Here is a 25,367-nt window from a genome sequence, read left to right as displayed (position 1 = left end):
GACACCTATGGCCACCCGAAATGTCGTTCTGACGGACGCGCAATCCGACCTCGTCGACCGGCTCATCGCCTCGGGGCGCTTTCAGAACGCTTCCGAGGCCCTGCGAGCTGGGCTGCGTCTGCTCGAGCGCGAGGAGGCGGAGCTGGGCGAGCTGCGCAACCGCTTGGCGGGCGGGCTCGATCAGGCCCGGCGCGGCGATCTCGCCGAGGGCAGCGGAGAAGAGGCGATCCGCCGCGCCTTTGCCTCTGCGCGCGCGAGCCTCTGATCCGATATGCCGACGCCTAAACCTTGGCGGCTGACGCGCGCGGCGGAAACATCACTGATCGAAATCGCCCATTGGACCCTCGAGACCTTCGGGCCCAGGCAGGCCGCCGCCTATGAGGACGACCTGATTGCCACCTGCCGCGACATAGCCGCAGGAACCGTTGCTTCGCAGGATTGGCGTCGGCTTGTTGACGCAGACATGCCCGAGGATCTGCGTTTTGCGCGAGTGGGTCAGCATTTCGTGGTGTTCATCGAGGACGCGGCGCAGGTGATCATCATCGATATCTTGCACAACCGTACCGATCTGCCGCGACGGCTCGCGAATCTACCCGCGCTCCGCGGCCTGCGGGACCACTGACGCCGGTCGACCGAAGTGCGTACCGGACGCATTTCGAAGACGACGACTTGATCGACGCGCTCGGCCCTTACCCGCCGGTCGGCACCCCCGGCGTATGCCGCCAAAGCGGCCGTTCAGACCCGGCGCAGCGACCGGGCCAATCAGCCCAGAGCCGTCAGTCATGCGCCATGCGGCACGGCCTTTGGTCTTGGGGGACAGGGAGGGTAAGCTGCCGTCGAGATCGCGATCGCATTTGCAAGAATTATTGATATCTGCCGTTCATCGCCCTTCCGGGGCCCTTATTGATTGTCCCGGATTTATTCGCTTGTCCGCCTCGCTCTATTCCGCGCCGACATCTCCACGGCACCATTCCTCGTCACTTTTTCCGCATTACGAAAATACCCTGATGATCAAAACTTGCGGGACCTGATCTCGCAATGAAACGCCACCGTCCCCAACGCGCCGCTGGTATAGGCGCCATCTCCGGTTGTCCGATCAAGTTCCAGCGTCATGTCATAGGATCCCTTGGAAAGATCAGCCTCGAGCCCTTCACCGAATGAGGCGGTCGCAACAAATTTGTCCGGCCCAAGCGTCGCGGAGAATTTGCCCCCATCGTGCCGGTGCGCGATGGCCCACATTTGCGTCACCTCTCGAAGGCTCGCGCGTCCGGTGGGATAAGAAAGCCCCCATCCACCGTCCGGTGCACAGGGTGTCATGTCAACGATCATCAGACCATCAACGCAATGGAGCGGGCCGAACTGTGTCGGTCGAAATAATTCGATCAGAAAGTCCTCTCCGGTGGCACTCCTGCAGCCAAGCAACACGTTTGCGGGCTTTCCAGTTTGCGCCGCCGCAGGGCACGCCCCCAGAACGATTGCCAGCAAGAGATATACTGCTCTGATCATCCGTCCTGTCCTCCAACATTCTGGAACTTCGCACCAAGGGGAGCGTTCCGGAGATGGGCTGATCTTTGACGCGCGATTGGCCCCCGTCGCAACGATGCCAGCCCGTCACGCACCGCCGGCATTCTCTCCCGCCTCCTGCTGCAGTCTTGCGATAACCTCGAGCACGGGGCGCAGCCATGCCGCGTCCGGGTCCCGCTCCAACTCCTGACACAGCGAAACGTAGCGCTGCAGGTGTATGCGCATCCGCTGCGCCATGGCCTGCGGCATCGCCACGAAGGTCGGCGTCAGTACCGTGATCGCCTCGGTTATTGTTTCCAACGCACGCGGCTTGTCGTTCATGGCAATCATCAAATCGGTGAACGTGCCCAAGGAGATCGACAAGTTCACCGAAAAAGCTTCGGGCCGGGCTGCAGCGAGGGTGCGGTAAAGATCCATCGCCTCCTGCGCCACCGCCAGCGCCTCTTCCCGCCGTCCGAGAGCGCTGAGGCAATTGGCCAGATTGGTCAGCGACCCGGCGAGGTTGGGCGTGAAGGCATCGGGCTGGGCCGCGGCGAGGGTGCGGCGCAGATCCACCGCCTCCAGCGCCACCACCAGCGCCTCTTCCCGCCGTCCGAGATCGCTGAGGAAAGCGGCCAGATTGTTCAGCGACATGGCAAGGTCCGGCGTGAAGGCATCGGGCCGGGCTGCGGCGAGGGCGCGGTAATTATCCACCGCCTCCTGCGCCACCGCCAGTGCCTCTTCCCGCCGCCCGAGATCGCTGAGGCGATTGGCCAGATTGTTCAGCGACGTGGCGAGATCGGGCGTGAAGGCATCGGGCCGGGCTGCGGCGAGGGCGCGGTAATTATCCACCGCCTCCTGCGCCACCGCCAGCGCCTCCTCCCGCCGCCCGAGATCGCCGAGGCGATTGGCCAGATTGTTCAGCGACGTCGCAAGGTTGGGCGCGAAGGCATCGGGCCGGGCCGCGGCGAGGGTGCGGCGCAGATCCACCGCCTCCTGCGCCATCGCCAGCGCCTCTTCCCGCCGCCCGAGAGCGCTGAGGAAAGCGGCCAGATTGTTCAGCGACGTGGTGAGGTCGGGCGTGAAGGCATCGGGCCGGGCCGCGGCGAGGGCGCGGTAAAGATCCACCGCCTCCTGCGCCACCACCAGCGCCTCTTCCCGCCGCCCGAGATCGCTGAGGCAATTGGCCAGATTGTTCAGCGACATGGCGAGGTCGGGCGTGAAGGCATCGGGCCGGGCCGCGGCGAGGGCGCGGGTGAGATCCGCCGCCTCCTGCGCCACCGCCAGCGCCTCTTCCCGCCGCCCGAGAGCGCTGAGGAAACCGGCCAGATTGTTCAGCGACGTGGCGAGGTCGGGCGTGAAGGCATCGGGCCGGGCCGCGGCGAGGGCGCGGTAAAGATCCACCGCCTCCTGCGCCACCACCAGCGCCTCTTCCCGCCGCCCGAGATCGCTGAGGCAATTGGCCAGATTGTTCAGCGACGTGTTAACGAGTTGCCAGCGCGACTTGAACGACTGCTCTTCCAAGGTTGTTGCGACTGCCACGCCGCAGCCGCTTTGGACCGGTTTCAACCAAGCATAACGCCACCGGTCCGAGCCATTAGCAGGCCGCTGAAATAGTCGGCCTCGACCGCGGATGCAGAACATGATTCACCCCTTCCAACGGCGAAGGGGGATCAAGATGCGGGGCACAGACGAGACGAGCGGGTCGCTTTTCAGCTATGTCGACCTTGAGGACCGCATCCCGGCCAAGCATCCGCTGCGCAAGATCCGGCAGGTGGTGAACGACGCCCTCACGAGCCTCGACGCCGATTTCGAAGGGCTTTACGTCCGCTTCGGCCGCCCCTCGATCGCGCCGGAACGGCTGATCCGAGCGAGCCTTCTGCAGATCCTGTTTTCGATCCGCTCCGAGCGCCAGCTGATGGAACAGATGAACTACAACCTGCTGTTTCGCTGGTTCGTCGGGCTCGGTATCGACGATCAGGTTTGGGTGCCGACGGTTTTCACGAAGAACCGCGACCGGCTGATGAGCACCGAGATGTCGCGCAAGATCATGGCGGCGATCCTTGCCCATCGCGAGGTCGCGCCGCTCTTGTCGGACGAACATTTCTCGGTCGATGGCACCTTGGTGAAAGCCTGGGCTTCGATGAAGAGCTTCCAGCCCAAGGCCGAACCGCTCGAAGCCGACGGCCCCGGCGACGATCCCGATGACGAGGATCCAGGTGCGCCGCCGCCAAGCCCCGCCCCCGAGACGCCCGAGACCGAAGCAAAGACCGATCCGATGCCCCGTAGCCGCCGCCAGAACCGCAATGCCGAGGTCGACTTCCGGGGCGAGAAACGCTCGAATGCGACGCATGTCTCGATCACAGATCCCGAGGCGCGGCTTTACAAGAAATCCCCCGGCACTGGTGCGATGCTGTGCTTCATCGGCCATGCGCTGATGGAGAACCGCTCCGGCCTGATCGTGCAGGGCGAGCTGACCCGCGCCGATGGCCATGCCGAACGGCAAGCCGCGCTCGACATGATCCACCGCCATTCGCCGGGGTCAACCCGGCGCCTGACGCTGGGAGCCGACAAGGGCTATGACGCCGCCGAATTCGTCCGCGACTTGCGCAGGGCCTGCGTCACGCCCCATGTTGCGCAAAAGGCACGACATTCCGCCATCGACCGCCGCACCACCCACCACGACGGTTACGCCCTGTCGCTGAAGCACCGAAAGCGGATCGAAGAGGCTTTCGGCTGGGCCAAGACGGTCGGAGGGATGGCGCAGACGATGTATCGCGGCATCGAACGGGTGCAGTCGCGGTTCATCCTGACGATGGCCGCCAACAATCTGGCGCGACTGCCCCGGCTGCTCGCCGCCTGAGGACGAAGGACGGCGGCGCGGAAGGAAACGCAGCTGCTGAAAGCCCCGGAAACGGAAGATCCTTCTCGTTGCCCGACTATTTCAGCGCCCTGTTAATACAGAAGATCAACTTTCAGCGCGCGGACTAGATCATTACCTCTTTGCCGCCTGATTCACGCGGTTCAGAGAGTCCAGAAGCCTACTCCCTGCGCCGACGATCTTCGAGAGGACTTTGATCTGCTCTTGACAAGCAAGGTCGTTAGTCGGCACCGGATAGTTAATCTGGTGATCGACTTCACCCCAGATTTCCTCGAAAAGTGTCCGAACTTGCACCTCGCAACAAATCGGTGAGTCCGCACGCGGCTTTATTAAATAATGCACACTCGTGTAGTTGGTTGGCTTCTGAATAACATCGAGATCGAACTTGCTAAAATACTCGGCCGATTCTGGATCCCAGGTGTAGGCGCGCGCGCGCTCTCCCAAAACCCAATCTCCGTCCGCAATGCGTTTCCTGATTACCGCGTCGATGTGCGTGAAGTGCTCTTGGAACAAGTGCATGATCCGCACGCCAGCCAGATCGGTGACTTCTGTGAACAAATTAGCCGCGGTAATTTCCCTGCCGTCATTTTTCTTTCGCGTGATCTTCCGTCGCAGGTGCTCGCGATCCTTCAGTCTGGATTTGAAGGAATGAACAATTTCTGCTCCAGGCCTTTTCAGATCCGGGTGTTCACCGATGTAATCGACGACGCCGTTCATGAACGTCTTCAGATCATGACGCATTTTATCGTAGTGCTTCAGCAGTTCTTCGTGTTCAAGGAGTTCACCGCTCATAGCAATTCGAGCCTCCGTATGAAGTCTGCTGCGAACTCCTGATAGGCGGCATTTGTCGCGCGATAAGCGTGCTGATTGCCGCCGATCGTACTGCGGTCCTCGGCATCCAAGATGCCGCAATCGGGCAACTCCCACATCGGCATGTGATATTTTTGGGACATGCTGGGAAACGTGTTGTGGCTGTGGATCACAGCGTTCGAGCCGATCGAGTGATCGAGCAGGCCATCCATGGGAAGCCTGTTCTCGGCATCGATTGATGAGGCAATGGTTTCAGGGATCTGCACCGCATAATTGTGATGCGCTTTGGCAAGGTTCAATTCGTTCTCATACTTGCTGTAACGCCTCGCATTATAGATCGTGTAGCCCATGAAACGCACAAATTTCTTTGGAAAACTCGAACGCTTCTGGTCAGACAAGAAGTGGAAGATGCTGTCGAATTGCTTCCGCCACGTTCGGAGTGCGTCACCAATGTTTCGGATGCCATAGACCGAAAACAGGTCAGGTGAGCATGGAATGATGAAGCCGTCCGCAAGTGATAGAAGGTGGCGGTTCAATGCTCCGAGGCTAGGCGACGTGTCCAGAATTACAATGTCGTAGCCATAAATCTTTGCATACTCATGGGCGAGCGCACGCACCCGGGTGCCGGTACGTATGGACAGGGGGTCGCCTTGATAGATGCCGCTCCATCGTTCTCCAATCTTGGCTTCGAATAGGTGCAGACTTAGGCGGCCCGGAATAATGTGGACATTGTCCTTCAAAGGAAGGGGCGGTGGCAGCGCATCGACCTCGGCGGTACCGTCCTCGGTAGGTTTCAAACTGAAGTGGACGCTGCGGGGATTTTGCAGCATGTCTTTGAAAGCATCTTCACCGACTTTCTCGCGGGCACTAGCGAAGTCCTCGATGAACTGGTCCTCTGCGGCCCAAATATCATGGATCACATCCATCGGCAGCGCAATTATCGTCAGGTTGCATTGCGGATCAAGGTCGATCAGCAGCACCTTTTTCCCGAGCTCTCCAAGGGCGTGGGCCAGATGGTATGTGAGGGTCGTCTTGCCGACGCCACCTTTGTTATTGAAGATCGTCACTATTTTCGGCGCCATAGAAAGCCTCGACGTTGTTTTTCTAGTTATCGGCGCATTCAAATGCGTCGATAAATGCAGATAGAAGAGTTACTCCTGTGATTTCCAAAGAATTGGAGCACGGCTCACAAAACCAATTTTCACACCATTCGTACCAAAGCTTACCAGTCAGCGATCCACCCCGAGGCACACACAAGTTGATAACGCAGCGAATGGCCGGACCATTCGCTAGGCGGACGACCAACATCAACAGATTCTGTTCCTTGATGCAATATCCGCCCTAGAGATTGCTGCGGCGCAGCATTGGGGGACGCGGCTTGCTGCTTTGGGTCGAGCACGCGATTCCGCGCCGCACGGCGCCGGGGCTCTGCAACGGCAGCTACCTGCGCAGCGAGTCGCTCCTGAGGCGCGACGCGAATGACCGCTATCGCCAATTGCCGCGGGAGCAATGCTGCAACCTCACAGTCGGCAAACCGCCCCTCACGTTGGTCTTGGCCTCGCAGACATGGTCGGCCCTGAGCAGCCGTCTCAAAGTCGGCAGTTGCCTTCGCGCGAGTTCTCGGAAGCGGTCGTCCGTCGCACGAAGCGGAAGGATCCGATAACGAGGTGCCGTCAGACCTGAGGCAGTGAATTGCCATCACAAGCCGTCCATGTTGACTGCCATTCCGTCATCGGTTCTGTTTGGCTTCAAAGGCAGGTGAAAACATGGTCCCGGAACTGAAGCTATTCTTCAAGGATTACCCGAGGCAGATCCTCGAGATGAAGGGGGGGAGTCCGGCTGATCTGCCCCCAGGCCTGATGGATCGGCTACGAGACTATCGGGAGCGGTCGCTCTCCATCCTTGAGGACGCACAAGTCTTCCGGATCGATATCGATGCCTATTGGATGATGAGCGAGCTGGTCAACGAAATGAAGCGGGATGGGCTGCACGAGCTTTTCTCCCAGGTTCAGCTGCCTTTTCCGACCATGATCATCATGCCGCCTCTTATTGGGGCCGATGGGATCATGCGGCAGAATGACGGCTCCGTCCTCGGACTCGTCACGCAGGTCGATTATGAACTCTACACCCAGCGTTTCGCCATTCGCCAGAACACCGTCGGCCCAAGCGCCTGCTGCATGATCACCAAAGGCATGGGAGCCTCGACCATCCCGACGCCTACCCGCGAACTGCTCGAAGCTGTGGGCATGCCGGTTTCGGATGGCATGATCGAGGAAGAACTGGCCATGAATCGAAGCTTCCTCGCGTTAGCTGTCGGGATAGCCACACTGCTGCGCCATGAAGGCATGTTGGATGTTAATCAGGTTTCGCTCCACCCTAGGCATGAGAGGCGCCAGGCTGAGCGGTCCGGCAAAGCGCTTCCTGACACGCTGATCACGAGGATCGCCCTGGGCAAGGCGGGGCGCGGCCAAGTCGAGGCCATGAAGGACCATATCTCGGCTGATTGGCGTGAAGGCGTGCCCCGAAGAACCCATTGGGTCAGGGGGCACTATATGAAGAGCAGGTCGGGAAAGCTCGTCTGGCGCATGCCCCATCTTCGCGGCGCGGGCCCGCTGGTCCCACAACTGCGTCATGTGACCGGCTCTGCCTCGACAAGCGGATTGGCGAAAATTCCGCAAGTCGATGATACATAGACGGTTCCTCAGGCCACTCCTCGCCATTCTATAGCTCGCCCTCACGACGGCGACAACGTCTGGCATTTGAAGCATGCCGTCGACGAGGCCGTTTGGTCGACATGTCACGTTGGCGCCTTGGGATTAGGATGGCCTGTTTATGCCTTCAGCCCGCCAGCCGGAAATACCCAGCCTTCCGAACCTGCCATAGAGTCAGGGCGCTGTCGACAACGATGCCACCGCCGAATAGCAGCGCGATGGCTTGCAGGTTGGGCTCGAAAACCCCTGTCAGATAGGCGCCGAAGGCCGCTCCGTAATAGAAAATACTGACGAACAGCGACTGATAGAGCAGTAGATCGGTCCGTCCCATGCCATAAAGGAAGCTGTCGAGGATATGGTTGAGCGCGAAGACCATGTAGAAGCCCAGCATCAGCAGAACAAGCGCTACGATCCGCGCAGGCTCGGGCGAAGCCATCGCGGTGGCGACGAACCACGTCCAGCCTGGAATCGTCAGGATCCAAAGGACAATTATTCCACCGACTAGCCAGAGATAGCCGACAAGACGGCCTTGCAACTGCCCTCCGTGGTTTCCGGCATCCTGCCGCACCAGCGTGCCGAGCGTCAACACGGGTAGCAACAGCCAGCCCCAGATGAAACTGTTGGCCACCCAGAACAAGCCCGCCTCATCGATCTGGTTCATCATGCGCAGGATCATCAACGAAAAAGCAAGGTTGCGTGCGGCGGATTCAAGTCCCGATTTGGCGGCGACCCGCAGCCAGTCGCGAATCCAGCCGTCGAGCGCCTGCCGGCGCGGGAGCGTGAGCAAGCGGTTGAAACCGAGGATCGCCACCGAGGGGAACAGCAAGCAGGCGCCCACCGCGATGTTGGTCCACCCCACGCCCAGAACGCCAAGCCCGAGGGAATGCTCGAACTGCCCGACGAACAGGCTGTCAAAGCCGAGGGTCAAAACTGCGCGCAAGAGGACGAGGCCGATCAGCAACCGCTGCCAAGACAACGCGACCACAACAACGATGCAAACGTCATTAAGTGCGCCGATCAGGCTGCCGATTGCCTCGAGACGAATGTAGCGGGCCGTCATCGCCTGCAAATCGGGCTGTTGTGCCATCGCCCTCGTCAATGCGTCCGCGCCGAGCCAGATCCCGATCGTAAGAGTCGCATAGGCGAACAGGGTCACCAGCAACGCTGTCGTCACCCGATCGCGTAGGGCGCTCGGTCGACTGATCGCCTGTCCGAACAAATAGTAGAGCGGCAAGAGCAAGGCTTCTTGCACAACCTCGTAGGCGAGCCCCAGCCAAGATGACTGCGCCGCGATCGATAAGCTCCATGTGTCGGGGAGGCTATTGAGGAAGAATACCCTGACGGTGGAATAAAGCGTTGGAACAAGGGCCATGAGGAAGATGGCGACCCAAAGCCGGAAATTGATTTGACGCAAAGCCGAGAACAATCTGGTTTCCTTTTAAAACTAGAATAATGGACGCCATTCGGGAAGCTCGGAGCTATGGTTGCAATCTATCACTTCGTGCGCAAGTCTCGACTGGCAGCTTTCGACAATCGCATCGCATGTCACGCCGACCGCCGAAAGTCGGCTCCCTGCCCTCCGCGACGCCGCATTTCACCTCACTGACCCAACCGTTTCGCCCTTTCTGCCATCCTGACCACCTGCGCGCTTGCCGTCGCCGCGGCGCTGCGCATGATGGCAGGCGCCTGCACCGCGCCGCGTCCAATAGCTTCGCCGGTGGAGAGCGCTCCAATCCGAGCTCTTCCTTGGACACCTGCGGTGTTCATCAACCCCCGCAGCACGCCTGCGGAACCGCTGACAATCGCTGGTGCAGCAGCCACCATCAGGTTCCCCGAGATCCCCCGGACGATCAGCGGCGTCGCGGCGACAAAGCCCTTCGCGAGGAATACCATCACGAAGAACGGCACAAGCGCGCCGATGCTGGTAGCAGAGTTCGGGTCGCCAAGTTGAGACAGCAGAGAATTCGCCATTCCGACGACGGTCGAGAACATGGCGGCGATGACAATCGGATAGAAGGCGTAGCTGATCGTCGTCGAGACCCACCTGTGGAAGAAATCCTTTGTCGCCTCGAAGAGCGAGAGCGCGATCATAACCGGTGCGATGCCGAGCATCAGGGCAAGCATCATCTTGGAGAAGATGAGGACGATACCGGTCATGAAGCCGAGCAGGCTGAGGAGGACAAGGCCGATGCCGCCGAGGATCGCGCCGGTCATCCAGTTCAAGTTGCTGCCGATGGCGTTGAGATACTGGCTGAACTCTGTGATGAGATCATCGAATTCTGCGGCGAAGTAGGCGGCCCCTGCCCCGCCGCCGCCGACCGATGCGATCAGTGCCCCCGCTACGTAATCAAGGCCTCCAATGACGGCGTTCGCAACGGCGTTGAAATTGGCCCAGTTGAACGCGAAGAGCCCGATCAGCAGCAGCTTGATAAAATACCAAAAGAAGCTTGCACCATCCATGCTCCGAAACTGGAAGGCCATGTTGATGCACACGCCGATCAACGAGAGCGTCACCATCAGCAAGACGATTGTGCCGGTATTGCTTGCGATAGCCCCGAACTGCGACTCTGCGGCATCGGCAAGGAAGCCATCTGCCGTTCCAACCATCCAACTGACAATGCTCATCACCAATTGCCTTGCGCTTCGCAGAGATCGCGGACTTCGCGGGCGATCTGGTTTTGCCGCTCTTTGATTTCAAGCCTAGCTTGGGTGTGCTCCGCCTGCGTGCGCGCTGCAAACCGTTCCTCGTACTCCGCAGACGCGGCATCCCAAGACGGGAAGCGAACATCACAACCGCAATCGCCAGACGCCTTGATCGCCTCCCAAGACCGCAGCTCGTAGAGCCGCATCAGCGTCAGCGCCTTGTAGGCTTCGCGCGGATTGATCTGGTCCATCCAGGTCGGTCGAGCGGGGCGCTCATTGCAAATCCGGTAGTTCTGGGGCGCCATGGTCACGGTAAGATCGTTCGTCACCTCGGGGGCGGTCTGCGCGGCGAGGGGCGCAGCGAGCACGATGGAAACTGCGGCAAGGATGGTCTTGTGCATGGAGCTTTCCTTTCGGTTCATTCGGCAGCGAACGCGGAATGTCTTGCCCGCGCCGTTGCGATTGTGTGCTGATCTCGATGGTCTGCCTGCCCCGGCAGGAAGAACTCGGTGATGCCGCGTGCGCCGTCATGGCGGCCAGCCTGAATGATCACGTCGATGGATCCCTCGATGTAATCGACCATGTCGGCATAGGTCATCGGCACATCTGTCTTCAGAGCCGCGATGGCGAGCCGTCGGACGGCGAGTTGCGGGGTCTCGGCATGCAGCGTCGTCAGAGACCCACCATGCCCGGTGTTGATCGCCTCGAGGAAGGTCATGGCTTCGCGCCCGCGAACTTCGCCCAGCACGATCCGGTCGGGACGCATCCGCAATGTCGCTGCCAAAAGCACATCGGCGCTGCGGGCCTCTGCGTCGCGATCGGCGATCAGCGTCACAGCGTTGGGTTGCTCGGGGCGCAACTCGGCCGCCTCCTCGATCGTAATGATCCGCTCAACGGGCGGGATCAGCGAGAGGATCTTGCGGGCCGCGACTGTCTTCCCGGTCGATGTACCTCCCGAGACGATCATGTTGAGCTTGTTGTCGACACAAAAGCGCAGAGCGGCATCAATGTCGCCCGAGGCCACAACGTCGCGCAGCGCGGCGTTTCGTTCTTGGCGCAGGCCTTCGAGGCTGCGTTCCTTGCCATAGAGGAACCCGAGCCGGATCTCCTCGAGCGGCAGCGAGGAGAAGAACCGCAAGGATATGGAAAACCCGCCTTCGACGGCCGGCGGCTGGATCACTTGGGCCCGGATCGGGCGATCACGATAGAGGATCGAGACCGAGACGATGGGCTTTTTCGGGCTAAGCGTGGTCGAGGCCGCCGAGGCGATCTGGTTGCCGAGGTCCCTGATCTCGGTCTGGGTCAGCGGGCAACCGAGAGCCCGCATGAAGTGATCGCCCTGGAATTCCCCCCAGACCCGACCGTCGGGATTGATGCAGATCTCAATCGTGTCGTCGCGCTGCACGGGTTCGCCAAGGCGGTTGAGCGAAGCCTCCAGATAACTTGCTGCCATATCAGAAAATCTCCAGGTCGCGATCGACCATGACCGTGATCCGCGTGCCTTGGTCGACATGGATCACCGGGCTGATCGCGAGATAGTCCTGCATCACACTCTGAGTGCTGTCGCGCAGGTCGGTGCCCACATCGCTCGCAACATCGGAGGCGGTCTCATCGTCGATCTGTCCCGCTGCGGCCGCGGGCAAAGCCCCGATCAACGAAATCAACGCAGCCGAGCCGAAGCGCTGTGCGAAACGGGTGTCGACGAAGCCGGTAGTGCCGGTACGGCCAAGCGCGTCACCGCCAAAGGCGCTGATTTCCACGGTCTGGTTGTCAGGCAGGATGATCCTGTCCCAGGCCACCATTACCCGCGACTGCGCGAGCGCGACATCGGAACGGTAACGCCCCACAAGCCGCGCACCGCGCGGGATCAGGACGCGCGTGCCATCGAAGGCATGCACATCTTCTGAGACGATGGCGCGGATCGCACCCGGCAGCGTGCTGTCGAGGGCCGTCTCGGTCACCGCCTGGATCATCGTGCCCTGCACCACGGTGTTGCCGGGGTTCGCGATCACTTCGGCCCGCGTGACGGATGCGGGCTTCGCGCCCGCCCGCACGAAAGCCTCGTTCTCGTTCAACCGCGCGGCCTCGAGCGTGCTTTCGCCATCCTTTCCCGCCCCCATCCCGGAAAACGCGATCATCGGGGAGGCGATGCGTTCGGCGCGCGCCTCGGCTTCGGCGATGCGGCGGCGTTCAAGATCTGCGAGCCGCAATTCCTCTTCGCTGGGGCCGGTTTCCTTAGGGGTTGGCGGGGTGAGACGCGCGAGTTCGAGGTCCATGCGCATTTGCTCGAGTTGCCGGTCGCGCTCGGTCAGTTGCCGCTCGAGCGCGCGCTGCGCCTCGGTAGAGGATTCTTGCAGCGCCGCGATCCGGGCCGTGAGATCGGCGATCGCCTGCTCCGCCCCACTGTCCGATGCCTCCACCGGCCTTGCCCGCAGTTCTTCAAGCTCGGCGCGAAGCGTCGCAAGGCTCTCCATCAATGCGAGCTCCGACGCCGAAGGGCCCGTCTCCTCAGCTGGCGGGGGCGTCGGCTCCGCTGCGCGCATGGGCGCGAGGTCCCCAAAACCCGATCCCTCTGTCTGGAACTCCTCCGGGGCGGCGGTCGGCAGGGGCGTCTCCGGCGCCGGCTGCAGGGTTGCCCAGGCGAGCCCCCCCACAGCCATAATGCCGCCAACACCGAGAAGGGCGACCAGCGGGGAAGGTCGAGCGGGTCCTTTCTTCTTGTCCGTCGTGCTTTCAAGCGCGGCAAGGCGCGCTGCGAGGTCTTCTGTGTCCTGGCTCATGACGCGGGCCCGCCCATATCCTGAACACAAACCACCTCTTCACCAAGGCGCAGGACCCACTGATGATTGACGCCTGAGACGCGGATGGTGCCATCTTTGAGCGCGGAGCTGTTCACCGCACGCTCGCCGCCCTTGGCATAGCGGAAGATCGCAGGCACCGGCGCGTTTCGCGCGAAGCGGAAATAGGTGAAGGTGCCATCATCCCAGATCGCCGTCGGCGTGAACGCCTCGCGCGCGCTGACCGCATAGTTTGCGTTCGGCGCATCGGCCGCGACCGCACGATTGGGTTGCGCACGGGTTTCAGGATAGCGGAACTGCACGACATAATGCGGGGTCTGCCGCGCCTCGACGACGTGGAAATAATAGGAGCGGCGGTTGGTATAGACGGTGATATTGGTCGCCACGCCCGATGCGGCGGGCTTGATCGCGAAGGCGCGCCCGCCGGGGACACCGTCGAACTGGAAGCCTACCGTGTCGCCCGCGATGATCGAGCGGATGGTCTCGCCCTCGCCAAACTCGACGGTGGTCACGCGCGTCAAGGTCGTGACGATGCGATAAACCTGCCCCTCGGTCCAAGCCGCGACCCGAACGCGGCTGTCATGAGAGCCCGCGCGCGGCGTGGCCTCGGCAAGGGCTGCACTCGCCGCGAGCGCCAATGCACCGGCAAGCAAAAGGGTGGGAAGAGTGGAACGCATGGAAACAGGGGTCATTCGGAACGATCCGATCGGATGGCATATTGGGTGACGGTGAATCCGAAGGGGTTTTGCCAGACGTCGTCGATCGAGCGGGTCCGTTCGGGTTGGAAAGAGAACATCAAAGTCGCGCTGAACAGGCCTTCCTGCGTGCCCTGCGGGCCGGTCAGGCGCTTTCTCAGCCGCACCTGGGCCCGGTTCTCGCCGATCAGCGTGATCGAGGCGATCTCGACAGACATTTCGGCGGCGGGGCCGTAGCGGGTGGGCGGGTAGTTTTGTTGCCCCGAGGTCCACATGGCGCGCATGCTGGCCTCGGCCGCTCCCGTCGATTGCGACAGCACGCGACGCACGCGCAGGTCGTTGTCGAGTTGATTGTAAACTTCCCGGTCAAGCACGTAGCGGTAAATCTGCGCCTCGATGATCGCGGGACGCTCGGAAAGCCGCACCGTTTCGACCGTGGCATTCGGCAGGGCAAGACCCGTCGCTGGGTCATAAGGCACGACGACCGGCGGCGGGGTCTCGACCATCAGGGCGATAGCCGCGGCCGCGAGGCAGCCGAAAACGCCGAAGCCGGCACCGCCAAGGCCGATCAGTCGCCACTGCTGTTCGCGGCGCAGCGCACCGTAAACAAGTTCCTCTTCCACGATTTCGCGCGCACTCATCTCCCCTACCCCGCTCACGGCTGCAGATCCGGCAAGGTGAAGTCCATGTAGCGGCGTTCTTCGGCAATGGTGGCGGCATCGACCACCCCCGCATTGCCCGCGCCGAGGGTCTGGATCGCCTCAAGTTCCCACATCCTTGTCATGGCAATGGCGAGTTCGGCCGTGACGCGGGTATTGTGGTCCATCGACTCTTTGAGGTCCTTCATGTCGGGGATCTTGGCCACAAGCTTTTCGACACGCTCGAGCGACTGGGCGGCTTCGGCATGGCTGTTCTGCGCTGCGGCTGACATCACCGCGCCAGTCGTCGCGCGGGATGCGACCCCTTCAGCGCCCGGCTTCCCGCTGGTGGCGATCTCGCGCAGAGAATCCTGATCGAACCCGGCGCTCGCCAGCGCCTGTTCCATCTGCGTCCGCAACGGCCCTGCATTGGGGCCGATGAGGCTCGACCAGTCGCCTGCCTGAATGCCGCGGATCAGGCCAGGGATGTCTTCGAAATTGGCCTGCAGAAGCTTGTCGAGATCACCGCCCATGGCGAAGCCAATGATGCTGCGCGGTCCGGTCAGCGAGGCATACATCTCTTTGAGCTGGTCAAACTGCTGTTGCAGCATGTCGAGTTGCGCCAGCGCATTTTCCAGAAGATCGGTCTGGATCCCGAAATCCTGCAGCATCTGCTGAAGCTGGCGGATCTCCTGAGCGATGTTCTGGGTGTCGACCGTGGGCACGCCCTGCGCGGTGGCGGGCCCCGCGAGGCTGGTGGACAGTGCGAGGGCCGCAACACCCGTGGCAAGGGAACGGGACAAGCGCCTGATCATTGCAAATTCTCCAAGGTGAAATCCATGAACTGCCGCTCGGCGGCCTGGGCGGCGGCCATCGCGAGTTGTTCCTCGCTGAGCGGCTGGGTGTGGGCGGCCTTGATCCGGGTGCGGATCGCGACCAGCCGGGCAAGCTCGGCCCGGGCATAGGTGTTGAGCGCGACGGCCTCGTGGATGTCCTTGGTCTCGCCGATGCGGGTGATGATGTCCTTCACCCGCAAGGCGGCCGCGCGCACCGAGACCAGCGAATAATCGCCATAGACGCCCGCGCCATGGGCTGAGAGGCTGAAGCTCGCATTGGCCAGAAGGACGGGATCGATGGTGCCGAGCGCGTCGATGCCGCCGACTTTGGCGAGGTAGCTGTTGTATTGCTGGGGGATCACCACGACGTAATTCTGGGTCTCGGCGAAGGGCGGGACGCCGCCGTGGTTTTGCACATTGCCCGGGCCTGCATTATAGGCTGCGAGCGCGTGGATGATGTTGCCGCCGAACATGTTCAGCATCTGCGCGAGATATCGCGCACCGCCGGCGACCTGCAGATAGGGGTCGTCGTAATAGGCCGGGTAGATCCCGAGATCGGTCGCGGTGCCTGGCATGATCTGGGTCAGTCCGAAGGCGCCCACGGGCGAGCGCGCCCCGATCTGAAAGCGGCTCTCTTGCCAGATCAGCGCCTGCAACAGGCAGCGCCATTGCACGAGCGAGAGACCCGCCCGGCTGACACCGGGCAAGCTATGGGTGTCGCGCGCCGCGCGGATGATCAACTCTTCAACGCCCTCGCGGGCATCGCCGAACATCCTCGCGGCAGCCGGGTTGTTGTCCTCTGGCGCGTAAAGACTCGCCGCAGCACTTTCGACGCCCTCAAGAGCCCCCTGCCCCGCCTCCAGGCCGGCCACGGTCCCCGCAACATCGCCGGATCGAAGCGACATGGCATCAAGCACCCCATCGAGCGAAGCGATTTGCTGCCGTTCGATCTCCGCGAGTTCCTCCTCGCGCGTCAGCCGATCCTGCTGCAGCGCCAGATCCTGATCGGTCTGCTCAATGATCGCCTGCCGCTCCGCGAAGAGCCGCGGGTCGAATGTCGGCACGCCTTGCGCTCCCACGGGCCCTGTGCAGGGGCCTGCCAACGCAAGTCCGACCATCGAGAGGGGAAGCCAGTTCCGCATGCGCTCAGTCGTCCGTCCCCGGCAACACGAATTCGCAGGCCTTGCCGCGATCTGCCACCTCAACACCTTTGGTCGAGAGCCGGGTCGCGGCTTCGCCGGCCTGCGGCTGCGTCTGACGAAAGTTGAAGCAATTGGCCTTTGGCGCTTCGTGCTGCGTGCAAGCCGCAAGCGTCAGGCCGAGGCTGAGCACCGCGAGGCTGCGGGTGATGATAGGGGTCATGTCACTCTCCAGAAATCGGGACGGTCGCGGTAATCAGGGCCAACCAGGGCCTCGCCTTTTTCCATGCCGCCAAGGATGGTCACGAGGGGGCCAAGCGCGCTCAGATCGGCATCGATCACCACCGCGCCCCGGTCATCGCGCACAAGTGCAAGACGAGAGGCGGAACCGACGCCCAAAAGCACGTCGAGTTCCTTGTCGCTCAGGCCGAGCATGGCATAGTCGCTCGCCGAGGCACGGATATTGGGCAGGAGCACCTGCGTCGGCACGGCTTCCACGATCGTCTTGCCGGTGCGCGAGCGCTCGAGCTGGCTTGCATATTGCGTCATCATCACGACGACGGCGTTTTGTTTGCGGGCGGTCACCAGCCAGTTGGAGAGCCGCTCCGCGAAATAGGCATTGTCGAGCGCCTTCCAGGCTTCATCGATCACAATGATCGTGGGCTTGCGGTCTTCGATCACTCGCTCGACGCGACGGAAGAGGTAAGAGAGGACCGCCATGCGCTCCCGCTCACTCTCGGAATCGAGAATGCCGGTCAGATCGAAACCCGCAACATCTCCTTCGATGCTGAAACTGTCCTCGGCATTCGCGCCGAAGATCCAGCCGTAACGCCCCTCTGCCGTCCATTCCTGCATCCGCTCGAAGAGATCGCCTTCGTCATCGGTCGAGACCAGAAGCGAGGCGAAATCCGACCAGTTTCGGAGGCCGGCGTGGCCAGCGCTCGCGTTCTGCCGCACGACCTCCTGCAGACGATTGGTCTGTACCGGGGTGAGCGGTCGATCGCGGCGCTCAAGAAGGCTCGCAAGCCAGTCGGCAAGCCAGGCCTGGCCTCGCGGGTCAATCTCCGTCTGCAATGGATTGAGCCCCGTGGGGCGCCCGGCGCGCACCGTCGAATAGCTGCCCCCGAGCGCGCGGACGGCCATTTCCATGCCCGCCCGATAGTCGAAAACGAAGATCCGCGCCTCCGCGCGCCGGGCCATCGTCATCAGGAACGCCGCCAGCACGGATTTTCCTGAGCCGGGACGGCCGAGGATCAACGTGTGGCCCCCCGTGGGCTCGCGATCCGGAGCGCCCTGTTCATGGAAATTGAAACGGAAGCCGCTGCGCTCGGGCGTCGGAAAGAGCGTGATCGGCACACCCCAAGGCACTTCCGGCCCGGTCTTGCCGAGCGGCGTGCGGTGGAAGGTGGCAAGATCGGCGAAATTGTGGTTCGTGATCGCCGCCTTGCGGCTGCGCGCGCCGGTGTTCCCGGGATGCTGCGCCATGTAATGCGCCCGCGCCCCGAAACCTTCCGAGATCAGGTTGATGCCCGAGGTGGCTGAGATGTTGCGGATCTCGGCGGCAATGTCGTCAAGCGCAGCTTGGGTGCGCGCATAGACGGCCACCGTCATGTGGTGCTCGCCAAAGATCAGGCGCTTCGATTCCAGATCGTCCTGCGCCAGTTCCAGCTCCTGCGCAAGGCTGACCGCCCCGTCATTGGCGGCCTGCATCAGGCGCAACTGCCGCTTGATCCGGCCCGCCATGATGTTGGCGTTGATCGGAACGAAGGAATGCGTGACCACCATGTCGACGGGCAGGTTCAACTCGTCGAGCATCAGGGCGTCGGTCTTGGCGGGATAGTTCTTAACCGCGAAGATTGCACCGAGCTTGTCGCCCACGGCACCATCGGAAAGCGCGATCGTCGTGCCTCGGAAAGTGACGCGGGTATTGGCCACATCCTCGGCGATCACGCCCAAGCGCGACCGCGCGAAGAGCGGATGCTCCTCGCCAGTGTTCAGCGCGCCCAGAAATCCCAAAAGTTCACCGGTGCTCGCCGCGAGCAAGCGGGGTTTGAGCGCGTCGAAGGACGACAGTAGAAACCCCACCACCTCGTCGAGTTTGCGCAAGCGCCGAGTGGTGTCGGCCGCGAGACGTGCGCGCGACGCCCTCAGGCCGAAAGGCAGACGACTGCCGGTTTCCGGGCGCTTCAGCACCGTCAGTGTCAAGGTCTTGTCGCGCAGACCCGCCTGCCCAAGATGCGCGCGCCAGCGCTGATCGACGGCGGCCGCGAACGCATCGCCCGGGATGGGCGGCAGCGTCACATCGACCGCTTTCGATACCTTGTGCAGGTAAAAGGAAAACTCCGTGCCGACCTGCGCGACGATGCCTGCCAGAAGCCCGCCGATCCGGTCGAGATGGGTGTCTTCGCTTGTGGTGCTGTTCACCCCCTCAAGCCGAATGCATTGCATCAGCTCATTGCCGCGCGTCCGGATCGTGCGGTCGGTGACGAGACTGACATAGGGCAGCATGGAGGAAAGCCGCTTCTCGCTCTTGACCCAGGCGGGCATCATCGTGAGCGGATCGAGCGCATCTTCCACCTCGTCGACACATCCATCACGGGGCATAGCTGTCGCCCCCATGAAACTTGCGGTTCGCCGTGGGTGGGGTTTCTTGCAAGGTGATCACCAGAACATCGAGGAAGTTCGGATCCCAATCCGCAGCCTTCCAAAGCGCGGGCCACGCCAGCCCCGCGACGACAGCCACCACCCCGCTCTGCATCCAGAGGAACAGCAGCGTCGAGCCAAAGAGCCAGACCATGGCGTACATGATCGGCAAGCCCATCAGCTTGGGTGGCCTAAGAAGGCCGATGAACACGCGGGACTGGTCGGACATGACAGGACCTCCGGGAACTTTGGCTCAGGTCGTCCAGATCGCGGCGACGATGGTGGGGGCCGCAGCGATGCCCGCGATCGCGACCACGACCCAAAGCGCTTGGCGGAAATCGAGGATCCCGAAGAGCCAGGAGAGGAACACGCCGATCAGGGCAAGCGTGCCGATCACAATGCCCAAGGGGCCGGTGATCGCGTCGACGATGCCTTGCAGCAGCGTCTGCACCGGCGAAAGGTCGATGCTTTGCGCCAGCGCGGGGCTGGCCAGAACGATGAGCGTCATCGCGCCGAGCACGATGAGGGAAGGTTTGGACGTCACGACAAATCTCCTTTCAGCCGCTGGAACACGGCTGTCACGCGGGCCACATGGCCCTGGGTTTCTTGGAAGGGGGGAATGCCGCCATGGCGGGTGACCGCATCGGGGCCGGCATTATAGGCGGCGAGAGCCAGCGCAGGATCGCGAAACTGATCGAGCAGCATCAGAAGGTAGCGCGCCGAGCCGTCGAGGTTCTGGGCGATGTCATTGGGGTCGACGCCGAGATCGCGCGCGGTCTCGGGCATCAATTGACCAAGGCCAATGGCCCCGACCGGGCTGCGCGCCCGCGGATTATAGCCGCTCTCGACCTCGATATTTGCACGGTAGAAGAGCGCCCAATCGGTGACGGAGAGACCTGCGTCGCGGAGGGCACGATGGCTACCGTAGCGCAGCGCCGTGCTCTCAATGGCATGAAGGATGTTCGGGGCGGCGTGGGCCGCACGGGGTGCAGCTGCAGACACGAGGCTGAGGCGATCATCATCCCCGCTGGACTGCGGTGCCGCAAAAAGAAAGAGACGATCTGAAAGAGGCCCCTCCTGGGCGTCTTTTCCGGCGGTGAACGAGCGCATGTGGCGCGTCGTTTCTGCCGTGTCGATCAGCCGACCATCCGGGCTGACCTCGAAGATGAAACCGTCGGCTAAGGCCAAGGGCGCGGAACAAACGCCTGTACCGATTAGCACGACGAGCGCAAAAGCGCGGTCAGTTGTCCTTGACCAGAACCGGGCCGGTTTCTGGCTCGGGCGCGCGCCCGGGGGCAGCATGACGCTCGCGAGCCCCCTCGACGAGCGGGATGCTCGCGGTCGTGCAACCCATATCGGCAAGGAAGCTGACAAGGCCGACGATCGTCTTGAAATCGCGCAGCTTGAGAACGCTGCGGCTGGTGACGAGCATCTTGTCGTCACGCCCGTCGGGAGCAACGGCCCGGATGACCCACACGCCGTACCAGCTGTTGTGGCGCTTCTCAGCCCCTTCCCTGCAGACCACCTCGATGAGATAGCCCTCGCCAAGGAGGCCGCGCAGCCCGTCTTCTGTAACCACATTCGGTGCTTCTTCTATCATGGCCTTCCCATGGATCCTTCTTCTGCCTGAGGTGCAGTATCGGGCCCACGGGGTCGCAATACCGCGGGCGATACAAAACAACATGAACGAAGGCAAGACAATTTTAACGAATTGACGGAGATCGTCTTGCTCCGATAACGGTGATACCTGACAAACTTATGATTTCAAAGGCGGCAAAGGAGTATAGCCCCTCTCATGACTTATGCGTGCAACACGCCCCTTGCGCTGATGATCGCCATGATCGCGGCCGCTACTCCGGCGCATGCCTGTTCCCCGCCCGAGCGACCGTTTCTTCCCGCATCCACAGAAGACATGCGCCTCTATGCAGATCTGATCCGAGGGGACTTCGAGACTTATATCGCTGAAGTTCAGGACTATTTTCGCTGCATGGATGAAGAGCGCTCGCGAACCTTTGTCGAGGCGAAAGAGGCGAGCGAGGACTACGTGCGGTTCCAGGATGCGCTTGAGTAGGACCAGTGCCGCGTAGCCATCTGCTTCGGGCGGAGATCAGCAATCTGTTGTAGGGTGGGAGGTAAGTGATGCGGCACCATTGCAGCCGCAGAAACTTGCGATGGCTACCGTTGGCAGGCCACCTTGGCGGCGACGCACGGCACCGAAAGCCGCCCTTGCATAACCCCAGTGTCGATCGCGCGGATTCTCGTGGTCGGCCCATTCCGGCCTCTCGGCCCACCCGGCGCATGCCGCCAAACCAGCCGTTGAGGCACGACGCCGCGAGAGGCGCTCGCAGCCCCTTTCCGCCGCTCGTGTGGGGCGCGCCGCAAGGCCTCGCCTCCGGTGCGAATGGCCGAGCCTTGGGCGATTGGGTCTTTTGGCCCTCTGCGATCCCCGACCAACTCTCTGTGGGCCCGACGCAGGTCAGACCCGGGGCGCGCGAGGCCCGGCCCCGCTTTGCGGCGCCCGCGTTGAAAACGGGCGGCGCGGGGCTATCTGCGCAGGTCAGGTGCGGTTTGGGGGGCGAGGACATGAAACCGAGGCTTTCGGTTCTGACACTGGGCGTTGCGGATCTTGAACGCGCGCTTTCCTTTTATCGCGACGGGCTTGGGCTGCCGACGAAAGGCATCGTCGGGCAGGAATTCGCGCATGGCGCGGTCGCGTTTTTCGACCTGCCGGGCGGGGTGAAGCTCGCGCTTTGGGCGCAGGCGGACATCGCACACGATACCGGCTTGCCGGTGCAGCCGGTCAGCCCGACCGCCGTCACCATCGGGCATAATGTGGCGCGGCGCGAAGAGGTGGATGCGTGCCTGGAGGCCGCCGCGCGCGCCGGGGCCGAGGTGATCAAGCCCGCGAAGGAGACGTTTTACGGCGGCTATGCGGGCTATTTTCGCGATCCCGACGGGCATCTGTGGGAAATCGTCTGGAACCCGGAGTGGCTGCCGCCGGAGGATTGATGCGCCGCCCGCAGGTTTGGCCACGTCAGATCGAACGGGTGCCAGCCTCAGCGGTCTGGCACCAAGGCGGGGCTCAAATGCGGCACGATCACCGGCTTGCCGTCGCGCGCGCGCAGGATTTCGGGGGCGATGCGCCAGTGCTGCGCGAGACGCTCCGGGGTCAGCACCGCCTCGGGCGCGCCGTCGGCCTCGATCTGCCCGCCCGCCAGCACCAGCACCCGGTCGGCGTAACGCGCGGCAAGGCTGAGGTCGTGCAGCGCCGCCAGAACCGGCGCGCTTGTGGTCTGCGCTTGGGTGCGCAGAAGCGCCATCACTTCAAGCTGATGGTGCAGATCGAGCGCCGAGGTGGGCTCGTCGAGAGCCAGCAGTTTCGGGCGCCGGAACAGCCGCTGCGCGATCAGCACGCGCTGTTGCTGCCCGCCCGAAAGGTCGTGCATCGCGCGGTCAGCCAGATCGGCAAGGCCAAGCTGGCACAGCAGCGCCTCGGCCTCGGCGATCAGGCGCGGCGCCACGCGCAGGCCAAGCGCCTCGCGCTGCCCCAGAAGCAGACAGTCGAGCACGCTCAACCCCGCGCGCACGGCAAAGGCCTGCGGCAGAAAGCCGATCTCGGCGCGATCAAGCGCCCGTCCCCCCAGACACAGTCGAGCGCGTTCCGGGGCAAGCCCGGCAATCGCTTGCAACAGCGTGGTTTTTCCTGCGCCATTGGGGCCGACCAGCGCCACCACCTCGCCCGGTGCAAGGCTGAGGTGGCAGGGCGCCAGCACTCTGGCGCGGCCGCGATGGAGCGCAGGCAGGGTGATCTCGAGGCTTTCGGGCATGTCACACCCCCTTCTTCGTCAGGATCACCGCCAGCAGCATCGGCACCCCGGCCACCGCCGTGACGATGCCGACCGGGATCGCCGCGCCTTGCGACAGCGCCTTGCCGGTGACCGAGGCGGCGATCAGGATCAGCGCGCCCGCGATCGCGGCGGCGGGCAGGCCGAGCCGGTGATCCTCGCCCACCAGCGCGCGGGCGACATGGGGCGCGATCAGCCCGACAAAGCCGATGGTGCCGGTGAAGCTGACCGCGCCGGCGGTCAGAAGCGCGGTGATCAGGAAGGCACGGCGGCGCAGCGCCGCGACATCGAGGCCGAGGGCGGCGGCGTGGGTCTCTCCCAGACGCAGGCTGGTGAGCGCCCAGAGATCGCGCACGAGAAAGGGCAGGCAGGCGAGCAGGATCGTGCCCGAGACCGAGACCGCGACCCAGTTCGCCTTGAGAAGCGAGCCGAACAGCCAGAACACGATCTGTGCCAGCACCTCGGGCGAGGCCATGAATTGCATCAGCGATTGCGCCGACTGGAAGAAGAACATCACCGCGATGCCGGCAAGGACGAGGGTTTCCGGCGCGGTGCCGCGCAGCCGCGCCACCAGCCAGACGAGCGCGGTGGCGGCAAGCGTCGCGGCGAAGGCGAGTGCGGGGGTGAGCAGCCATCCCGGCAGCGGCAGCGGCACAAGCGCGCCGCCCATGATCGCCAGCGCCGCGCCAAAGCCCGCGGCGGCGGAGAACCCCAGCGTGAAGGGCGAGGCGAGCGGATTTGCGAGGATCGTCTGCATCAAGAGCCCCGCCAGCCCCAGCGAGGCGCCGACGATCAGCCCCATGCACAGCTGCGGCAGGCGGATCTGCCAGAAGATCGTCGCGGCGGCGCGCTCAGAGCCCTCGGGGCCTGCAAGCGCGGCCTGCAACAGCGCCCCCGGTGTCATGCCCGAGGGACCGGTCATCAGATCGAGCAGCGCGAAAGCGGCGAGCGCGAGGGCGGCGATCAGCACCGCCGCCCCCTGCCGGGCCGCCCGCGCCCGCCACCGCTCCAGCGCAGAAACGGGCGCGGGAGCTGGGGCGGCACCGGAGACGGGACCGGGCCGCGCGGTCATTGCAGTTTCGTCACGAACGTGCCGTCGGGCGCGACCGGCAGCCAGGCCTTGTAATACTCGACCAGCTCGGCGGCCGGATCGACATCGGCGAAAGCCTCGGGGTAAAGCGCCTTGGCGATGGTGCGGGCATAGACGAAATCCGACAGCGTGCGGTTGCCGCCGTGATAGATGCCGTAGACCTGATGGTTTTGCACCGCGGGCAGATCGGCCCAGCCCGGCCGCGCCGCATAGGCCGCCATCTTCGGTTGCGCCGCCGCATCGGTTTCGCCAAAGCCCAGCAGCACCGCCTCGGGCTTGTTCTTCCACTCCGACCCGGCCAGCAAGATCACATCGGGCTGCGTCGCGATCACATATTCGGGCGAAAGCGGCCCCCAGTTCTCGATCTGCCCCGAGGCGATATTCGTGCCGCCAACGAGGTCGATCACCCCCGCCCACATGCCCTTGCCATAGGTGTTGCCCACCTCGCCCGGGCCCTTTTGCGCCAGTTCGACATAGATCTTCTTGCCCGAAGGCCCGGCCTTGGCGATGCGCGCGGCGGTATCGGCGGTCTTCGCCTCATACATCGCGGCCAAGGCTTCGGCGCGCTCGGGCTGGCCCATCACCGCGCCCAGAACGCGGGTCGAAAGCAGGTGCCGCTCCAGCGTCTGGGCGTTGTAGTCGATCGCCACCACGGTGATGCCCGCGTCTTCGATCTGCTTCACGCCCGGCGCGCCGATCACCGCAGTCTGCCAGGTGGACAGGATCGCCACATCGGGTTTCGAGGCGATCAGCGCCTCGATCGAAAAGCTGTTGTCATCGGCATTGCCGAAATCAGGCAGCGTCTCGAGGTTCGGGAAGACCGCCCGATAGGCCGCCCATTGCCCCGGCCGCCAATCGGCCCAAGGGGCGCGCGACAGTGACACCAGCTTCGCCGCGCCCTCGGGGCCGGTCACGGCAAGGTAATCCTCGTAGTAAAAGCCCAGCGCGACGCGTTCGGGGGTGGCGTGGATCATCACGTTGCGCCCATCGAGATCGGTGATCATCTCATGGGCCTGAGCAAGGACGGGGGCAAGCGACAGCGCGGCCACGGCCGCAAGGGGAGCAAGTTTCATGCGTATCTCCAGGGATTTGACGGGCCAGCGCAAAGCGCGCGGGCGCGGGTCATCGGCGCGGC

At 63.1% G+C, this 25,367-nt stretch carries 28 protein-coding genes; 6 read left to right on the top strand and 22 right to left on the bottom strand.

Annotated elements, in window-relative coordinates; all coding sequences use genetic code 11:
• Window positions 1–7 precede the first annotated feature (7 nt).
• Window positions 8–265 carry a type II toxin-antitoxin system ParD family antitoxin gene (locus CRO22_RS15805; protein WP_097071126.1) on the top strand — a complete coding sequence of 86 codons (258 nt, stop codon included), beginning with the start codon at window positions 8–10 and terminating at the stop codon, window positions 263–265.
• Between the two features lie 6 nt (window positions 266–271).
• Window positions 272–622 (top strand): type II toxin-antitoxin system RelE/ParE family toxin, encoded by a 351-nt coding sequence (locus CRO22_RS15800; RefSeq protein WP_097071125.1) that lies wholly within the window; start codon window positions 272–274, stop codon window positions 620–622.
• A gap of 389 nt (window positions 623–1,011) precedes the next feature.
• Here CRO22_RS15800 and CRO22_RS18695 read toward each other — a convergent pair whose 3' ends face one another.
• A complete protein-coding gene (locus CRO22_RS18695; protein WP_141399462.1) occupies window positions 1,012–1,506 on the bottom strand; it encodes a hypothetical protein in 495 nt (164 codons plus the stop codon).
• A gap of 105 nt (window positions 1,507–1,611) precedes the next feature.
• A complete protein-coding gene (locus CRO22_RS15790) occupies window positions 1,612–3,045 on the bottom strand; it encodes a tetratricopeptide repeat protein (RefSeq protein WP_217991910.1) in 1,434 nt (477 codons plus the stop codon).
• Window positions 3,046–3,181: 136 nt separating this feature from the next.
• Here CRO22_RS15790 and CRO22_RS15785 point away from each other — a divergent pair, with 136 nt between their 5' ends.
• Window positions 3,182–4,366, top strand: coding sequence for an IS5 family transposase (locus CRO22_RS15785; protein ID WP_097071122.1), 1,185 nt, complete (start codon window positions 3,182–3,184; stop codon window positions 4,364–4,366).
• Window positions 4,367–4,498: 132 nt separating this feature from the next.
• Here CRO22_RS15785 and CRO22_RS15780 read toward each other — a convergent pair whose 3' ends face one another.
• On the bottom strand, window positions 4,499–5,176 hold the full coding sequence (locus CRO22_RS15780) for a RelA/SpoT domain-containing protein (protein WP_097071121.1): 678 nt from the start codon (window positions 5,174–5,176) through the stop codon (window positions 4,499–4,501).
• Entirely contained in the window at window positions 5,173–6,276 is a 1,104-nt protein-coding gene (locus CRO22_RS15775; protein WP_097071120.1) for a ParA family protein, read from the bottom strand. Before CRO22_RS15775 ends, CRO22_RS15780 begins: the two co-directional genes overlap by 4 nt.
• A gap of 684 nt (window positions 6,277–6,960) precedes the next feature.
• Here CRO22_RS15775 and CRO22_RS15770 point away from each other — a divergent pair.
• A complete protein-coding gene (locus CRO22_RS15770) occupies window positions 6,961–7,887 on the top strand; it encodes a hypothetical protein (RefSeq protein WP_097071119.1) in 927 nt (308 codons plus the stop codon).
• A 145-nt stretch (window positions 7,888–8,032) separates the two neighbouring features.
• On the opposite strand, the gene CRO22_RS15765 is transcribed toward CRO22_RS15770, so the two are convergent.
• From CRO22_RS15765 to CRO22_RS15695, 15 genes are all read right to left on the bottom strand, one after another.
• On the bottom strand, window positions 8,033–9,331 hold the full coding sequence (locus tag CRO22_RS15765; RefSeq protein ID WP_097071118.1) for an MATE family Na+-driven efflux transporter: 1,299 nt from the start codon (window positions 9,329–9,331) through the stop codon (window positions 8,033–8,035).
• A 173-nt stretch (window positions 9,332–9,504) separates the two neighbouring features.
• Complete coding sequence (locus CRO22_RS15760) at window positions 9,505–10,530, bottom strand: type IV secretion system protein (RefSeq protein WP_097071117.1); 1,026 nt, start codon at window positions 10,528–10,530, stop codon at window positions 9,505–9,507.
• Entirely contained in the window at window positions 10,530–10,949 is a 420-nt protein-coding gene (locus CRO22_RS15755; RefSeq protein ID WP_097071116.1) for a hypothetical protein, read from the bottom strand. Before CRO22_RS15755 ends, CRO22_RS15760 begins: the two co-directional genes overlap by 1 nt.
• A 17-nt stretch (window positions 10,950–10,966) precedes the next feature.
• Window positions 10,967–12,001, bottom strand: a complete 1,035-nt coding sequence (locus CRO22_RS15750) for an ATPase, T2SS/T4P/T4SS family (protein WP_097071115.1) — start codon at window positions 11,999–12,001, stop codon at window positions 10,967–10,969.
• A 1-nt stretch (window position 12,002) separates the two neighbouring features.
• The gene (locus CRO22_RS15745; RefSeq protein WP_097071114.1) at window positions 12,003–13,328 is read right to left on the bottom strand and encodes a TrbI/VirB10 family protein; all 1,326 of its coding nucleotides are present in this window, start codon (window positions 13,326–13,328) and stop codon (window positions 12,003–12,005) included.
• The gene (locus CRO22_RS15740; protein WP_097071113.1) at window positions 13,325–14,023 is read right to left on the bottom strand and encodes a TrbG/VirB9 family P-type conjugative transfer protein; all 699 of its coding nucleotides are present in this window, start codon (window positions 14,021–14,023) and stop codon (window positions 13,325–13,327) included. The genes CRO22_RS15745 and CRO22_RS15740 overlap by 4 nt, the downstream gene beginning before the upstream one ends.
• A gap of 11 nt (window positions 14,024–14,034) precedes the next feature.
• Window positions 14,035–14,682, bottom strand: coding sequence for a virB8 family protein (locus CRO22_RS15735; RefSeq protein WP_097071112.1), 648 nt, complete (start codon window positions 14,680–14,682; stop codon window positions 14,035–14,037).
• Window positions 14,683–14,696: 14 nt separating this feature from the next.
• Entirely contained in the window at window positions 14,697–15,494 is a 798-nt protein-coding gene (locus CRO22_RS15730) for a type IV secretion system protein (RefSeq protein WP_097071111.1), read from the bottom strand.
• Window positions 15,491–16,657, bottom strand: a complete 1,167-nt coding sequence (locus CRO22_RS15725) for a lytic transglycosylase domain-containing protein (protein ID WP_097071110.1) — start codon at window positions 16,655–16,657, stop codon at window positions 15,491–15,493. Before CRO22_RS15725 ends, CRO22_RS15730 begins: the two co-directional genes overlap by 4 nt.
• Before the next feature lie 4 nt (window positions 16,658–16,661).
• Window positions 16,662–16,877 carry a hypothetical protein gene (locus tag CRO22_RS15720; RefSeq protein WP_076367614.1) on the bottom strand — a complete coding sequence of 72 codons (216 nt, stop codon included), beginning with the start codon at window positions 16,875–16,877 and terminating at the stop codon, window positions 16,662–16,664.
• Window positions 16,874–19,258, bottom strand: a complete 2,385-nt coding sequence (locus CRO22_RS15715) for a VirB4 family type IV secretion/conjugal transfer ATPase (RefSeq protein WP_097071109.1) — start codon at window positions 19,256–19,258, stop codon at window positions 16,874–16,876. Before CRO22_RS15715 ends, CRO22_RS15720 begins: the two co-directional genes overlap by 4 nt.
• Complete coding sequence (locus CRO22_RS15710) at window positions 19,248–19,526, bottom strand: type IV secretion system protein VirB3 (RefSeq protein WP_097071108.1); 279 nt, start codon at window positions 19,524–19,526, stop codon at window positions 19,248–19,250. Before CRO22_RS15710 ends, CRO22_RS15715 begins: the two co-directional genes overlap by 11 nt.
• A 24-nt stretch (window positions 19,527–19,550) precedes the next feature.
• The gene (locus CRO22_RS15705; protein ID WP_076367620.1) at window positions 19,551–19,841 is read right to left on the bottom strand and encodes a TrbC/VirB2 family protein; all 291 of its coding nucleotides are present in this window, start codon (window positions 19,839–19,841) and stop codon (window positions 19,551–19,553) included.
• On the bottom strand, window positions 19,838–20,407 hold the full coding sequence (locus CRO22_RS15700) for a lytic transglycosylase domain-containing protein (protein WP_394341501.1): 570 nt from the start codon (window positions 20,405–20,407) through the stop codon (window positions 19,838–19,840). Before CRO22_RS15700 ends, CRO22_RS15705 begins: the two co-directional genes overlap by 4 nt.
• A gap of 130 nt (window positions 20,408–20,537) precedes the next feature.
• Window positions 20,538–20,897: a hypothetical protein gene (locus CRO22_RS15695; RefSeq protein ID WP_097071106.1), complete on the bottom strand. Its 360-nt coding sequence runs from the start codon at window positions 20,895–20,897 to the stop codon at window positions 20,538–20,540.
• 195 nt (window positions 20,898–21,092) lie between these two features.
• Between CRO22_RS15695 and CRO22_RS15690 the strand changes: the two genes are divergently transcribed.
• Together CRO22_RS15690 and CRO22_RS15685 are read left to right on the top strand one after the other, a co-directional pair.
• Window positions 21,093–21,368 (top strand): hypothetical protein, encoded by a 276-nt coding sequence (locus CRO22_RS15690; RefSeq protein ID WP_245861004.1) that lies wholly within the window; start codon window positions 21,093–21,095, stop codon window positions 21,366–21,368.
• Between the two features lie 512 nt (window positions 21,369–21,880).
• Window positions 21,881–22,306 carry a VOC family protein gene (locus CRO22_RS15685; RefSeq protein WP_097071105.1) on the top strand — a complete coding sequence of 142 codons (426 nt, stop codon included), beginning with the start codon at window positions 21,881–21,883 and terminating at the stop codon, window positions 22,304–22,306.
• A gap of 47 nt (window positions 22,307–22,353) precedes the next feature.
• On the opposite strand, the gene CRO22_RS15680 is transcribed toward CRO22_RS15685, so the two are convergent.
• The 3 genes from CRO22_RS15680 to CRO22_RS15670 are packed head-to-tail and all read right to left on the bottom strand — an operon-like array spanning window position 22,354 to window position 25,305.
• Window positions 22,354–23,124 carry an ABC transporter ATP-binding protein gene (locus CRO22_RS15680; RefSeq protein WP_097071104.1) on the bottom strand — a complete coding sequence of 257 codons (771 nt, stop codon included), beginning with the start codon at window positions 23,122–23,124 and terminating at the stop codon, window positions 22,354–22,356.
• A gap of 1 nt (window position 23,125) precedes the next feature.
• Window positions 23,126–24,214, bottom strand: coding sequence for a FecCD family ABC transporter permease (locus CRO22_RS15675; protein WP_097071103.1), 1,089 nt, complete (start codon window positions 24,212–24,214; stop codon window positions 23,126–23,128).
• Complete coding sequence (locus CRO22_RS15670; RefSeq protein ID WP_097071102.1) at window positions 24,211–25,305, bottom strand: ABC transporter substrate-binding protein; 1,095 nt, start codon at window positions 25,303–25,305, stop codon at window positions 24,211–24,213. Before CRO22_RS15670 ends, CRO22_RS15675 begins: the two co-directional genes overlap by 4 nt.
• Window positions 25,306–25,367 lie beyond the last annotated feature (62 nt).

The sequence above is a fragment of the Rhodobacter maris genome (assembly GCF_900217815.1).
GTDB lineage: Bacteria > Pseudomonadota > Alphaproteobacteria > Rhodobacterales > Rhodobacteraceae > Rhodobacter > Rhodobacter maris.
Note: the sequence above shows the minus strand (reverse complement) of the source record. Positions and strands in the feature narration are given on the sequence as shown.